The sequence below is a fragment of the Pseudonocardia sp. ICBG601 genome (assembly GCF_020496245.1).
The window spans coordinates 1-12,429 of record NZ_JAHLJA010000250.1; the positions used below are offsets into that span (position 1 = coordinate 1).

At 75.1% G+C, this 12,429-nt stretch carries 16 protein-coding genes and 1 pseudogene; 6 read left to right on the forward strand and 11 right to left on the reverse strand.

Annotation, left to right across the window (positions count from 1 at the left end; all coding sequences use genetic code 11):
- The first annotated feature begins 47 nt into the window (after positions 1–47).
- Complete coding sequence (locus tag KPL57_RS64165; RefSeq protein ID WP_374203995.1) at positions 48–551, forward strand: L-histidine N(alpha)-methyltransferase; 504 nt, start codon at positions 48–50, stop codon at positions 549–551.
- Here the strand turns inward: KPL57_RS64165 and KPL57_RS71590 are convergent.
- Together KPL57_RS71590 and KPL57_RS71595 are read right to left on the reverse strand one after the other, a co-directional pair.
- Positions 538–1,086 carry a helix-turn-helix transcriptional regulator gene (locus tag KPL57_RS71590; RefSeq protein WP_226359335.1) on the reverse strand — a complete coding sequence of 183 codons (549 nt, stop codon included), beginning with the start codon at positions 1,084–1,086 and terminating at the stop codon, positions 538–540. The genes KPL57_RS64165 and KPL57_RS71590 overlap by 14 nt on opposite strands.
- Positions 1,087–1,145: 59 nt before the next feature.
- Positions 1,146–1,361: pseudogene (locus tag KPL57_RS71595) on the reverse strand (hypothetical protein); the annotation flags it as partial.
- Between the two features lie 45 nt (positions 1,362–1,406).
- Here KPL57_RS71595 and KPL57_RS71600 point away from each other — a divergent pair.
- Complete coding sequence (locus tag KPL57_RS71600; RefSeq protein WP_308253550.1) at positions 1,407–1,979, forward strand: class I SAM-dependent methyltransferase; 573 nt, start codon at positions 1,407–1,409, stop codon at positions 1,977–1,979.
- Between the two features lie 9 nt (positions 1,980–1,988).
- Positions 1,989–2,444, forward strand: a complete 456-nt coding sequence (locus tag KPL57_RS64185) for a cupin domain-containing protein (protein ID WP_226359336.1) — start codon at positions 1,989–1,991, stop codon at positions 2,442–2,444.
- Here the strand turns inward: KPL57_RS64185 and KPL57_RS64190 are convergent.
- Both KPL57_RS64190 and KPL57_RS64195 read right to left on the reverse strand, forming a co-directional pair.
- The gene (locus KPL57_RS64190; protein ID WP_226359337.1) at positions 2,386–2,907 is read right to left on the reverse strand and encodes a hypothetical protein; all 522 of its coding nucleotides are present in this window, start codon (positions 2,905–2,907) and stop codon (positions 2,386–2,388) included. The genes KPL57_RS64185 and KPL57_RS64190 overlap by 59 nt on opposite strands.
- A gap of 91 nt (positions 2,908–2,998) precedes the next feature.
- Complete coding sequence (locus tag KPL57_RS64195) at positions 2,999–3,937, reverse strand: alpha/beta fold hydrolase (protein ID WP_226359338.1); 939 nt, start codon at positions 3,935–3,937, stop codon at positions 2,999–3,001.
- Between the two features lie 139 nt (positions 3,938–4,076).
- On the opposite strand from KPL57_RS64195, the gene KPL57_RS64200 reads away from it, so the two are divergent.
- The 3 genes from KPL57_RS64200 (at position 4,077) to KPL57_RS64210 (ending at position 7,059) form a co-directional block, all read left to right on the forward strand.
- On the forward strand, positions 4,077–4,400 hold the full coding sequence (locus tag KPL57_RS64200) for a hypothetical protein (protein WP_226359339.1): 324 nt from the start codon (positions 4,077–4,079) through the stop codon (positions 4,398–4,400).
- Positions 4,400–5,671: a reverse transcriptase family protein gene (locus tag KPL57_RS64205; protein WP_226359340.1), complete on the forward strand. Its 1,272-nt coding sequence runs from the start codon at positions 4,400–4,402 to the stop codon at positions 5,669–5,671. Before KPL57_RS64200 ends, KPL57_RS64205 begins: the two co-directional genes overlap by 1 nt.
- A gap of 188 nt (positions 5,672–5,859) precedes the next feature.
- A complete protein-coding gene (locus KPL57_RS64210) occupies positions 5,860–7,059 on the forward strand; it encodes an MFS transporter (RefSeq protein ID WP_226359341.1) in 1,200 nt (399 codons plus the stop codon).
- Here the strand turns inward: KPL57_RS64210 and KPL57_RS64215 are convergent.
- The 7 genes from KPL57_RS64215 to KPL57_RS64245 all read right to left on the reverse strand — a co-directional run.
- On the reverse strand, positions 6,968–7,654 hold the full coding sequence (locus KPL57_RS64215) for a CoA pyrophosphatase (protein WP_226359342.1): 687 nt from the start codon (positions 7,652–7,654) through the stop codon (positions 6,968–6,970). The two genes, KPL57_RS64210 and KPL57_RS64215, sit on opposite strands and share 92 nt — an antisense overlap.
- Positions 7,647–8,033, reverse strand: coding sequence for a VOC family protein (locus tag KPL57_RS64220; protein ID WP_226359343.1), 387 nt, complete (start codon positions 8,031–8,033; stop codon positions 7,647–7,649). The genes KPL57_RS64215 and KPL57_RS64220 overlap by 8 nt, the downstream gene beginning before the upstream one ends.
- Positions 8,034–8,160: 127 nt before the next feature.
- Positions 8,161–8,385: a hypothetical protein gene (locus KPL57_RS64225; protein WP_226359344.1), complete on the reverse strand. Its 225-nt coding sequence runs from the start codon at positions 8,383–8,385 to the stop codon at positions 8,161–8,163.
- Complete coding sequence (locus KPL57_RS64230; protein WP_226359345.1) at positions 8,382–9,470, reverse strand: extracellular solute-binding protein; 1,089 nt, start codon at positions 9,468–9,470, stop codon at positions 8,382–8,384. Before KPL57_RS64230 ends, KPL57_RS64225 begins: the two co-directional genes overlap by 4 nt.
- Entirely contained in the window at positions 9,467–10,294 is an 828-nt protein-coding gene (locus KPL57_RS64235) for a carbohydrate ABC transporter permease (protein ID WP_020623777.1), read from the reverse strand. Before KPL57_RS64235 ends, KPL57_RS64230 begins: the two co-directional genes overlap by 4 nt.
- Complete coding sequence (locus tag KPL57_RS64240; protein ID WP_226359346.1) at positions 10,291–11,166, reverse strand: carbohydrate ABC transporter permease; 876 nt, start codon at positions 11,164–11,166, stop codon at positions 10,291–10,293. The genes KPL57_RS64235 and KPL57_RS64240 overlap by 4 nt, the downstream gene beginning before the upstream one ends.
- The coding region (locus KPL57_RS64245; protein ID WP_226359347.1) for a glutamate decarboxylase at positions 11,163–12,429 on the reverse strand (1,267 nt) is incomplete at its 5' end. The genes KPL57_RS64245 and KPL57_RS64240, both read right to left, overlap by 4 nt.

The window sequence follows — 12,429 nt, forward strand, 5'->3', positions numbered from 1 at the left end:
ACCCGTGACCTGGACCGCTGCCCGGTGCCGAGCCGGGCGGGAAGCGGATGATCGCCTTCCTCGGCGGCACCATCGGCAACCTCATGCCCGGCCCGCGCCACGACTTCCTGCGACACGTCCGCTCGGTGCTGCGGCCCGGTGAGCAGCTGCTGCTCGGCACCGGCCTGGCCACCGACCCGGCCGTGATGGTCCCCGCCTACGACGACGCCGCCGGGGTCACCGCGGAGTTCAACCGCAACGTGCTGCGCGTGCTCAACCGCGAGCTCGGCGCGACCTTCGACGTCGACGCGTTCGACCACGTCGCGGTGTGGGACGCGGAGAACTCGTGGATCGAGATGCGGTTGCGCGCCACCCGCGACATGCGGGTCCGGATCGCCGACCTCGACCTCGACGTCGCGTTCGTCGCGGGGGAGGAGCTCGCCACCGAGATCTCGGCGAAGTTCACCCCGGCGACGGTCGACGCGTTCGCCGCCGCGGCCGGGTTCGCCACGACGCGCCGCTGGGTCGACCCCGACGCGCGGTTCGCGCTGACCCTGTTCACCGCCGCCTGAGCCCCGGCGGTGCTGTGCCGGCCGGGCGCAGCACCGCCGACGGCGTGGTCCCGGTCTCCCGGCGGAACGCCGCGACGAACGCCGAGGGCGTCGCGTAGCCGACGTGCCGGGCGACCACGCCGACCGGGCGGCCCGCGGCCAGCTGCTCCAGTGCGACCCGCATCCGCAGCAGCGTCCGCCACCGGCCGGGGCCCACCCCGGTCTCGGCGCGGAACAGCCGGGCCAGGGTGCGTTCACCCGCTCCCACGGCCCGGCCCCACGCGGCGGTGTCGCGGTCGTCGGCGGGATCGTCGAGCAGGGCCAGGGCGACCCGGCGGGCTCGCGGGTCGGTGGGCAGGACGAGCCGGACCGCCGCGCCGGGGCCGCCGGCCGTCGCGGGCCGGGCGGAGCCGGTCGAACAGCACCGCCCTCGGCGCGGGACCGCTCGGGCGTCGCGGGCCCCGGCCCGGCCAGGTGTTCCAGCAGGGCCGCGACCAGCGGTTCGACCGCGAGCACGCACGGCGCGGGCCAGTCGATCGGGCAGCGGCCGGGCCACAGGTAGATCCCGCGCATCGCCGCCGTCTCGGTGGCGGCCGTGACGTGCGGGACCCCGGCCGGCAGCCACAGCGCCCGTCCGGGGCCGAGGACCCAGCTGGTGTCGGCGACGGTGACCCGCAGGACCCCGGCGGCCGCCCAGGCGAGCTGGTGCGCCGGGTGGTGTGCTCGGCGAACGCGTGCCCGCGCTCGAGCGGGATGCGGGAGACCAGCACCGCGGCGCCCGGCACGTCGGGGACGTGCGCGGGCAGGCCGGAACGCGACACGATCCGGCAGCCTAGCGACTCCCGGCCACCGCTACCCGCGCCTAGCGTCGCGGCCATGGCGATGAACGTGCTGCACCGGCGGATCTGCCGCTCCGACTCCTGGTCCGACCGGATGCACGGGACGACGCTGCCCTGGGCCACCCGCGACGTCGACCTCACCGGTGAGGTCCTGGAGATCGGCCCCGGCTACGGCGTCACCACCCGCTGGCTCGCGCCGCGGTCCGGGGCACTGACCGCGCTGGAGGTCGACCGCGTGCTGGCGGCCGACCTGCGCGACGGCCTCGGGGACGAGCTCGGGGTCGACGTCCGGCACGGCGACGGCGCCGCCCTGCCGTTCCCGGACGGGAGCTTCGACGCCGTCGTCTGCTTCACGATGCTCCACCACGTCCCGACGCCGGGGGAGCAGGACCGGCTCTTCGCCGAGGCCGCGCGGGTGCTGCGTCCCGGTGGGACGTTCGCCGGGATCGACTCCCGGATGTCGCTGCGGTTCCGGGCGGTCCACGTCGGGGACACCCTGACCGTGGTCGACCCGGCGACACTGCCGCGGCGGCTCGGCGCGGCCGGGCTCGCACGGCCGGAGACCGAGCTGGGTGCGCGGTCGTTCCGGTTCCGGGCCGGCCGCGGCTAGGGTCGGCCCATGAGCACCGACTGGCGCCACGACGGCGTCCGGGTCATCCCCGGCGACATGCTCGACGACAACACCCCGCAGACCCCCGGCATGCACCGCGCCGCCGCCGTCACCGGGGACCGGGTCGGCGCGCAGCGGTTGTGGGCGGGCACGGTGACCATCCATCCCGGCGCCCGCACCGGCGCGCACCACCACGGGGAGCTGGAGAGCGTCATCTACGTCGTGCGCGGCCGGGCCCGCATGAAGTGGGGCGAGAACCTGGAGTTCACCGCCGAGGCCGGGCCGGGCGGGTTCATCTTCGTGCCGCCGTGGGTGCCGCACCAGGAGATCAACGCCCTCGACGACGAGCCGCTGGAGTGCGTGCTGACCCGCTCCGGTCAGGAGCCGGTCGTGGTGAACCTCGACATCACCGGGGTCGAGCAGCCCGAGCACGTGCCGTGGATCGACCCGCTGCACCGGTCCTGAGCAGGCAGACGACCAGCGTCAGCGCCAGCAGGGTGCCCAGGACGAGGTCGACCACCGGCCACGCCCGCTCCGACGGGTCGATCCCCAGGGCGTAGACGGCCAGCGGGTCCACCAGACGCCCGCGGTAGGCGAGCAGCGTCGCCGGGCCGAATGCCAGCATCAGCCCGGCCATCCGGCCGGCGGTGCTCCTCGGACCCGGGTGGTGCCGCCCCCGCAGCGCGGAGACCGCCAGGAGCACGAGCCCGGCGAGGATCAGCGGGAGCCAGCCGCGCCACAGCCCGACCGGCAGCACCGGCACCGCGGTTCCGTGCCGGAAGACCAGGCCCGGCACCTGCTGGGCGACCAGCAGCACGGCGGCGGCGCCGGCGACGACCGGGGTGGCCCGGGACGGCCGGTCGGGCGGCTGTCCCGACGGTTGGCCGGACGACTGCCCGGACGGCTGGCCGGACGACACGGCACTCACGGCGGGCGACGATACGTCGCCCCGCGCCCGGCGCTCCGGCGCGGGTTCGGTGGAGGCGGGCACCGGGGCTCCGTCGCGGCTGCGGAGCGGGTCAGGGCCGGCTGCGGGCGACGAGTTCCTCGATCGCCCGGACGACCTGGTCGGGAGCTTCCTCCGGGACGAAGTGGCCGGCACCGGCCACCCGGACGTCGAGGACGTCGGCCGCGTCGCCGACGAGGGGTCGGACGGCCGCCGCCATGTCGGGGATCGAGCCCTGGTCGCTGGAGATCGCCGACACCGGCACATCGATCTTCCGTGCGGCCGCGAGCTCGCGGTTGCGACTCGCCGACTCCGGCACGGACCGGTAGTAGGCGAGGATCGCCCGCACCCCGTCCGCCGCGGCGAACAGGCGTGCGTACCGGTCGATCTCGGCATCGGAGAACACGTCGGGCGCCGCGGCCTTGTGGGTCAGGAACCAGGCCACGTACTCCCGCTCGTGCCCGCTGATGAGCGTCTCGGGGAGATCGGGCACCAGGTGGAAGGCGAAGTGCGCGAGCTTGTACGCGCTCGCGGGGTCGAGGGCCACGCTCGTGGGCAGGCTGACGCCGGGGATCCCGGCGTCGAGCAGTGCCAGGCCGAGCAGCTCGGGCCCGCCGGACGCGGTCGGGGTGTCGAGGGCGTAGGTGGTGGCGACCCATGCCCCGACGTCGTGGGCGACGAGCCAGTGCTCGCCGACCCCGAGGAGCTCGACGGCCCGCCGCATGAGGCGCGCCACGCTGAGGGTGTCGTAGCCGTCGGCGGGCCGGTCGGAGTGCCCCTGCCCGGGAAGGTCCAGGGCCACGACCCGGTGGGTCGCGGCGAGGGCGGGCATGCCCCGGTGCCAGGCCCACCAGGTCTGCGGCACGCCGGCCAGGAGCACCACCGCGGGTGCCTCCGGGACGCCACCGTCGACGGCGTGCAGCGTCACACCGTCGACGTCGACCATGTGGTGGGTGAAGCCGTCGAGGACGTCGAACGGCACGTCGACCTCGCGGTGAGCGGATGCGGTCATCATGCTCTCCTCCCTGGGGAGCCGAGCGTAGAACGGGTACCGCCCGGCTCCACCGTGGCCGTGGTCGTTCTTCCCGGGCCGGGGCGCCGTGTGTCGGCGCGGCTGCCGCGGCGTGCCGCACCCGGTAGCGTCGTCGCCGATGCGGCGGCGGACGGACGAGCAGGCGGCCGCCCCGGTTCCGGCCGGGGCCCGCGACTCCGGGGCAACCCCGGGGTGCACCGGCACGATGCAGCACGGCGTCCCGCGCGCTTACGGCACGACAGCGCTGCCCGCGGCGCGCGGCGGACGGAGAACACCGGTCGACCCCCGCCGCCGCATCACCCAGCGTTGCGGCCCCGCCGTGCCGCCCGGCCCCGCTGTGGTGCCCGGCCCCGCTGTGGTGCCCGGCCCCGCTGTGGTGCCGGGCCTCGCCGTGTCGTCCGATCCCGCGGTGCGGGACCGCTCGACGGTGCGGGGCCGCTGATGGCACCGCACCCGGCGGCGATCGCCGCGGCCGCCTGTGCCGGGCCGTGGGGCACGGACCCGCTGACCGAGCGGCTCGCCGGGCTCGGCGGCTGGCCGGGACCCGAGGAGCTGGCGGGCGTCGTGGGCGCGCTCGTCGCCCGCCGGCGCCGAGCCCCGCGCGGTTCCTCGGCCGGTGTCGAGGCCGAGGTCACCGCCCTCCTGGCGGGGCCGCGCCGGCACCGCCGGGTCGAGCAGCCCGACCCGGTGTGGCGCCTGCCGGTGCCGCGCTGGGCGGATCTGTCCGCCCTGGCCACCGCCCTGCACCTCGACGACGGCGAGCTCGCCTGGTTCGCCGACCCCGGCGGCTGGCTGCGGCACGCCCCCGACGGCCCGCTGACCCACTACCGGCGGCACTGGACACCGTCGCGCTCCGGGACGCCCCGGCTGATCGAGGCACCCGCTCCGCGGCTCGCCGAGCTGCAGCGCCGGATCCGGCGGAGGGTGCTCGACCGGATCCCGGTGCACCCGGCCGCGCACGGCCACGTCCGGGGGCGGAGCCCGCACACCCTCGCCGCGGAGCACCGGGCCCGGCCGATGGTGCTGCGCCTGGACCTGGAGGGCTTCTACTCCCACGTGACCGGCGGCCGGGTCGCCGGACTGCTGCGGGTCGCGGGCTACCCGCCCGCCGTCGCCGCCACCATCGCCGGCCTGCTCGTGACCGCCACCCCGCCCGGGGTGCTGCGCGCCTGCCCGCACCGCGGCGATCCCGCCGCGCGACGACGGATGCTCGACCGCCTCGCCTCGCCGCACCTGCCCCAGGGCGCGCCGTCGTCGCCGACGGTGGCGAACCTGCTCACCTACGGACTGGACCGGCGGCTGAGCGGACTGGCGACCGCGGTCGGCGCCGCCTACGGCCGCTACGCCGACGACCTGGTGTTCTCCGGCGACGCCGGGCTGCCGGTGCACGGTCTGACACAGCGGGTGGCGGCGATCGCCGCGGAGGAGGGCTTCCGCGTCCGCCCGGACAAGACCCGGATCATGCCCGCGCACCACCGGCAGCGCGTCGTGGGCCTGGTCGTCAACGGCGACGCCCCGGCCGCCTCGCGGCGCGACCACGACGAGCTGCGCGCGATCCTGCACAACGCCGCCCGCACCGGTCCCGACGCGCAGAACCGGGCCGGGCACCCGGCGTTCCGCGAGCACCTGCTGGGGCGGATCGCGTGGGTGGGTCACGGACGCCCGGCGCGGGCGGCGCGGCTGCGGGAGCTCTTCGACCGCATCAGCTGGTGAACCGCCGGGGAAGGGAAAACGGCGGGCGCCGGGGGAGCGCGACGGCTACGGTGACGGCCGTGGGCAGTCCGGAGTCGAACACGCGGTAGCCACCGGTCCCACCGGTGGCGGCGACCTCCCCTGCCCGCACCCGGTGACGCGGCCGGACCGATGTCCGTTCCCGACCCCGTCACCCACGGAGTTTCACCGTGCTGCTCGTCGTCCTCGCCTGCGCCGTCACCGCGCTGGCCACCTCGGAGTTCATGCTCGCCGGGCTCGTCCCGGACATCGCCGCCGACCTCGGCGTCACCCCGCTCGCCGCCGGGTCCCTGACCTCGGCGTTCGCCGTGGGGATGGTCCTCGGCGCCCCGCTCACAGCGCTGGCCGCACGCCGGCTGCCGCCGCGGCTCGCGCTGTGCGGGTTCCTGGCCGCCTTCGTCGCCGCGCACGTCGCCGGGGCGCTGACCCCCGGCCTGGGGATCCTGCTGGTCACCCGGGTTCTCGCCGCGCTGTGCACCGCCGGGTTCCTCGCCGTCGCCCTGTCGGTCGCGGTCGCGGCGGTGCCGCCGGAGCGTACGGCCCGGGCGACCGCGACCCTGCTGTCCGGCACGACCGTCGCCCTCGTCGCCGGTGTCCCGGCCGGCGCACTGGTGGGACAGGCGTTCGGCTGGCGTGCGACGTTCTGGGTGGTCGCGGCGGTGGCCGCCGTCGCGCTGGCCGGGGTCGTCGCCGGCGTCCGCACCGGCGACGGCGGACGGGCACCGGCGCCGGGCCTGCGCGCCGAGCTGACGGTCCTGCGCCGGGGCGCGGTCGTCGGGGCGCTGGCGCTCGGTGCCCTGGTGAACGGCTCGACGTTCGCCGCGTACACCTACCTTGCGCCGCTGCTGGCCGAGGCGGGCGGCCCACCGGCGGTGCCCGTCGGGCTGCTGCTGTTCGGGTCCGGCGCCGCCGCAGGGGTGGGCATCGCGGGCAGGTTCGCCGACACCCGCGCCCGCCCGCTGCTGCTCGGCGCGGGTAGCGCGCTGCCGGTGGCCTGGACCGCGCTCGCGCTCGTTGCCACGCACCCGGTGGCGGTGCTCGCCCTGGTCGGGCTCCTGGGCGCGCTGGGTTTCGCGGTCGGGTCGACGCTCGTCGCCCGGGCGCTGACGGCCGCCCGCGAGGCACCGACCCTCGGCGGCGCCGTCGCCACCGCGTCGCTGAACGCCGGAGCGACCCTCGGCCCGCTACTGGGCGGCGCCGCATTCGCGGCGGCCGGGTCGGTCGCTCCGATATGGACGGCCGCGGCACTGGCCCTGCTGGCCGCGCCGCTGCTGGTGCTCACAACGACTCCCACTCCAGCTCCGGGCCGGGCGGCCACGGCCGCTCCCACCCGCCCAGGCGCAGCACCGCGTCGAGCACCTCGGCGGTGAACCCCCACACCACGTCCTCGCCCACCCGGAAACCGGGGCCCCGCCAGGCCCCGCCGCCGGCCCGGAGCCGGAACCGGTGCGCCGGGTCGGCGAGCACCACCAGCGGCACCTGCAGCACCGCCTCGGTCTCGGCCGGGTCGACCGCGTGCAGCCGGGTCGGCGTCCGCCAGTGCCCGAGTACCGCGGTCACGTGGAACCCGGTCAGCAGGATCAGCCGCGGCAGCGTCGCGACGACGTCCACACCGGACGGCTCCAGCCCGGTCTCCTCGGTCGCCTCCCGCAGCGCGGTGGCCGCGGGATCGGTGTCACCCGGGTCCGCACGGCCCCCGGGGAAGGAGATCTCGCCGGAGTGGTGGCGCAGCCGTCGGGCCCGCCGCTGGAGCACGACCTCCGGGCCGTCGGGGCCCTGCCCGAGCAGCACCAGCACGGCCGACTGCCGTGGCCCGACGTGGTCGGCGGGCAGGTCGTTCCTGCTGATGTCCCGCGGCCCGGCGCGCTCCAGCCCGCGCAGCAACGGCACCATCCAGTCCGGGGCACGGCCGGGATCGGGCCGGGCGGCGTCGAGCCAGCGCCGGGCCGCGGCGACGTCACACATACGGTTGGGTGATCATCTCGAGGAAGTGACCGGCCGGGTCGAGGAAGTACACCCCGCGCCCGCCGTGCCCGTGGTTGATCTCGCCGGGGCGGGTGCGCTGCGGGTCGGCCCAGTGCTCGGCGCCCGCCTCGACGAGCCGGGCGTACGCGCGGTCGAACAGCGCGTCGTCGACGAGGAACGCGTAGTGCTGGGGCTGGATCTGCGGGTAGACGTCGGTGGGCAGGTCGGCGAACTGGACGAGGACGCCGCCGTCGAGGGCGATGTTGGTGAACGGCCCCCAGGACGGCGCCTGCGCCGCCTCCAGGACGTGCCGGTAGAACGCCGCGGAGGCCACCCGGTCCCGGGCGGCGACGATCATGTGGTTGAACGTGCAGGTCATGCGGGTCTCCTGACGACAGTGGGGACCACGCGAACGACCTGGGTGAAGGAGCTGCGCCCGCGGGCCCGTGCGGGACTGGCGAGAACTCCTTCCGGCTGGGCCCATCGGGGGCGCACCGGACACGCTATCAGCGCAGCGCGGCGTTGCCGATGTTCTGCGCCTGCCGCAGCCCCGCGGCGACGGGCAGCCGCCCGGCGAACAGGTCGTCGAGCGTGGGCTCCATCGCCGTCGTCGCCGCGCCCACCTTCGGGCCCGACGGTGCCGGGGTCGTCGGGCCGTCCGCGACGAACTCCCGGGTGTCGACGCCGCGGCGCGCCCAGTAGTCGAACCAGCCCCGCTGGGCCGCGGTCACCGCGGGCAGCCCGGCGCCGCTGTCGCCGACCGGGGCGGCACCCTCCGGCGATCCCAACCAGCGCAGCACCCGCAGGATCTCCGGACGCCGCGGGCTGTCGGCGTTGCCGGCGGCCACGATGCTCGACACCACGCTGACCGGCCGCGCGGGCCCTCGACCATCGGCGCGATCCCCCAGTCGAAGGTCGCGCCCTCGGCGATGTTGGCGAGGTTGTAGGTGCCGCTCTGGAACAGTGCGATCCGGCCCCGCAGGAACTGGTCGCGGCTGAAGTCCGGGTTCTGGTTCGTGTCGGCCGCGGACGGCGCCACCCGCTCGGTGTCGATCATGTTCACCAGGTAGCCGAATGCCTGCTCGCCCGCGGGCGTGGCGAGGTCGAAGGTCTCGTCGGGGGCCTGCAACCGGCCGCCCGCGGAGGCGAGGAAGTTCACGTAGATCGCCTGCAGGTCCCGGGCCGCGTTGAAGCCGTACCGGCGCACCGTGCGCGGGTCGAACCCGGGCTGGTCCGCGGTCCGTCCGGTGGCGTCGGCGGTCAGCCTCCGCGCGGCCGGGAGCAGGGTGTCGCGTGCCGGGTCGGTCGGATCCCACCGCAGCGTCGTCGGGTCGACCCCGGCCGCGCGGACCAGGTCCTTGTTGTAGAACAGCGCGATCCGGCCGTCGGTCACCGCCGGGACACCCCACAGGGTGCCGCCGCGGGAGTACTGGTCCGCGGCGGCCGGCACCCAGCCGGCGCGCTGGTCGGCCAGCGCCGACCCGATGTCGATCAGCCTTCCGGCGTCGGCGAGCGCCCCGAAGTTGGACGAGTTGACCCAGTAGATGTCGGTCGCGGTACCCGAGGCCACGTCGAGGGGCAGCGAGGTGAAGTAGTCCTTGAACGGGACCTGCACCAGCTCGACCCGGATGTCGGGGTTGGCCGCGGAGAACGCGTCGAACGAGCGCCGGTAGGCCGCCGCGACCTGGGTGTCCCACAACCGCAGCGTCACCGTGGTGACGCCGTCGGCGTCGTCGTCGAACCGCGACGCGGGGGAGCAGGCCGTCAGCACCAGCGCCGTGACCAGCACCAGCGCGGCGCCCAGGCGGCGCCTCACCGGAACCCGGTGATCGTGATCGAGCGGACGACGCTGCGCTGGAACACCAGGAACAGCGCGATCAGCGGGACGATCGCGACCGTCGTCGCCGCCATCACGATCGGCCAGTTCCCGTTGTACTGGGTCTGCAGCCCGGCGGTCGCGACCGTCATCACCTGCCAGGTCCGGCCGGAGGTGATGACCAGCGGCCACAGGAAGTTGTTCCAGTGCGTCACCACGGTGATCACCGCCAGCGTCGTGAGGATCGGCCGGCTCACCGGCACGACGACGTGCCGCAGGATCCCGACCGTCCCGGCGCCGTCGAGCCGGGCGGCGTCGATCAGGTCCTGCGGGATGGTCCGGAAGTGCTCGCGCAGCAGGAAGATGGCGAACGGCGACCCGAGGACGTAGGGCAGCACCAGCGCCCAGAAGGTGTTCCGCAGCCCCACCTCGGTCATCATCAGGTACAGCGGGATCACCGTCACCGCCTGCGGCACCATCAGCGTCCCCAGGTACACCCAGAACAGCGCGTCGCGGCCCGGGAACTCCAGGCGGGCGAACGCGTACGCCGCGAGCACCGAGAACAGCAGCTGCCCCACCAGGACCACGACCACCACCTGCGCGGTCACCGCGATCGGGGTCACGAAGTCGTAGTCGCGGCCGAACAGGGTCACGATGTTCTCCACCGTCGGCGGTGCCGGCGGTGCCAGCACCGGCGTCGCCGCGAACTGCCGGGTCGTCTTCAGCGCGGTCATCACGCTCAGCACGAACGGCGCCAGCGTCACCACCGCGCCCACCAGCAGCGCGACCAGCACGGCCGCGTCGACGAGTCTGCCGCGCCTCACGTGTCGAGCTCGTAGGTCGTGCGACGGCTGAACCACCGCTGCTGGGCCACGGTCACCACCACCAGGATCACGAACAACACCACCGCCATCACCGCGGCCTGCCCGACCGCGCGGTTCTCGAACGCCTCGTAGTAGATCCGCCCCGCGACGACGTCGGTGACACCCTGCGGTCCGCCGTTCGGCGTGAGCGCGTACACCGAGTCGAACACCTGGAAGCTGGAGATCACGCCGGTGACCAGCACGAAGAACAGCGTCGGCCGCAGCAGCGGCAGCCGGATCCGCCACAGCAGCTGCCACGCCGACGCCCCGTCGAGCCGGGCCGCCTCGACGATCGTGTCCGGGATGGCGCGCAGCCCGGCCAGGAAGAACAGGGCGACGTAGCCGACCTGGGTCCAGGCGGTCACGGCCGCGACCGACGGCAGCGCCAGCGCAGGGTCGGCCAGCCACTCGACGCGGATCCCCAGCAGCGCGTTGAGCGCACCGTCGGTGGGGGACAGGATCCACCGCCACACCACGCCCAGCGCCAGCGGCGCGCAGATCCACGGCAGCACGAAGATCACCCGGAACACCGTGGTCCCCGGAAGCCCGCGGTCCAGCAGCAGCGCCGCCGCCAGACCGAGGGCGGTCTGCACCGGGATGACGATGAGCACGAAGAACGCCGTCACCAGCAGGGACCGGGTGAACCGGCCGTCGGTGGCGACGGCGACGACGTTGCCCAGCCCGACGAACGTCCGCGGCCCGACCAGGTCCCACCGGAACAGCGCCAGCCCCACCACGATCAGCACCGGGACCAGCAGGAACAGCACCACACCCAGCAGGCTGGGCGCCAGCAGCAGGTACGCGGTGCGGGTGTCCCGCCCGGACCGGCTCACGTCCCGTGGGCGAAGCCCGCGGCCTCGCTCCCGCGGACAGGACCGGCCTGCCGGCGCAGTCGCTCCAGCAGCCGCGCCAGGTCGTCGAGCAGCAGCGCGGCCAGGTCGTGGCTGAACCCGTTGCGCACCACGATCCGCAGCGCCGCCAGGTCCTCCCGGTTCTGCGGGAACGTGTACGCCGGGACCAGCCATCCCGTCTCGCGCAGGCCCGCCGACACGTCGAACACCGAGAACGGTTCGCCGTCGGCGACGGTGAACGCGAACACGGGCAGCTGCGAGCCGTCGGTGAGCAGCCGGAACGCGCCCGTCTCGGCGATCCGCCCGGCCAGCCCGGTGGCGATCTCCCGGCAGGTGCCCTGCACCCGCGCGTAGCCCTCGCGACCCAGGCGCAGAAAATTGTAGTACTGGGCGATGACCTGCCCGCCGGGGCGGGAGAAGTTCAGGGCGAAGGTCGGCATGTCCCCGCCCAGGTAGTTCACCCGGAACACCAGGTCCTCGGGCAGCGCGTCGGTGTCGCGCCACACCGCCCAGCCGACGCCCGGATGCACCAGGCCGTACTTGTGGCCGGAGGTGTTGATCGACGCCACCCGGGGCAGCCGGAAGTCCCACTCCAGGTCGGTGTCGCAGAACGGCGCGATCATCGCTCCGGACGCCCCGTCGACGTGCACCGGGACGTCCAGCCCGGTGCGGGACTGCAGGTCGTCGAGCGCGGCGCAGATCTCGGCGACGGGCTCGTAGCTGCCGTCGAAGGTGGACCCCAGGATCGCGACGACACCGATGGTGTTCTCGTCGCACAGCGCGACGGCCTCGTCGGCCCCCAGGTGCAGCCGGTCGCCCTCCATCGGGACCAGCCGCGGCTCCACGTCCCAGTAGTTCGCGAACTTGTCCCAGCAGATCTGGACGTTCACGCCCATCACGATGTTCGGCCGGTCCGTCGGGAGGCCTGCCGCCCTGCGCCGGTGCTGCCAGCGCCGCTTGAGCGCCAGCCCGCCGAGCATGCACGCCTCCGACGAGCCCGTCGTCGAGCAGCCGACGGCCCGTCCCGGGTCGGGGGCGTGCCACAGGTCCGCGAGCATCCGCACGCACCGCTGCTCCAGGTCCGCGGTCCGCGGGTACTCGTCCTTGTCGATCATGTTCTTGTCGAAGGACTCGGCCATCAGCCGCTCGGCCTGGGGCTCCGCCCACGTCGTGACGAACGTGGCCAGGTTCAGCCGGGCGTTGCCGTCGAGCATCAGCTCGTCGTGCACGACCTGGTAGGCGATC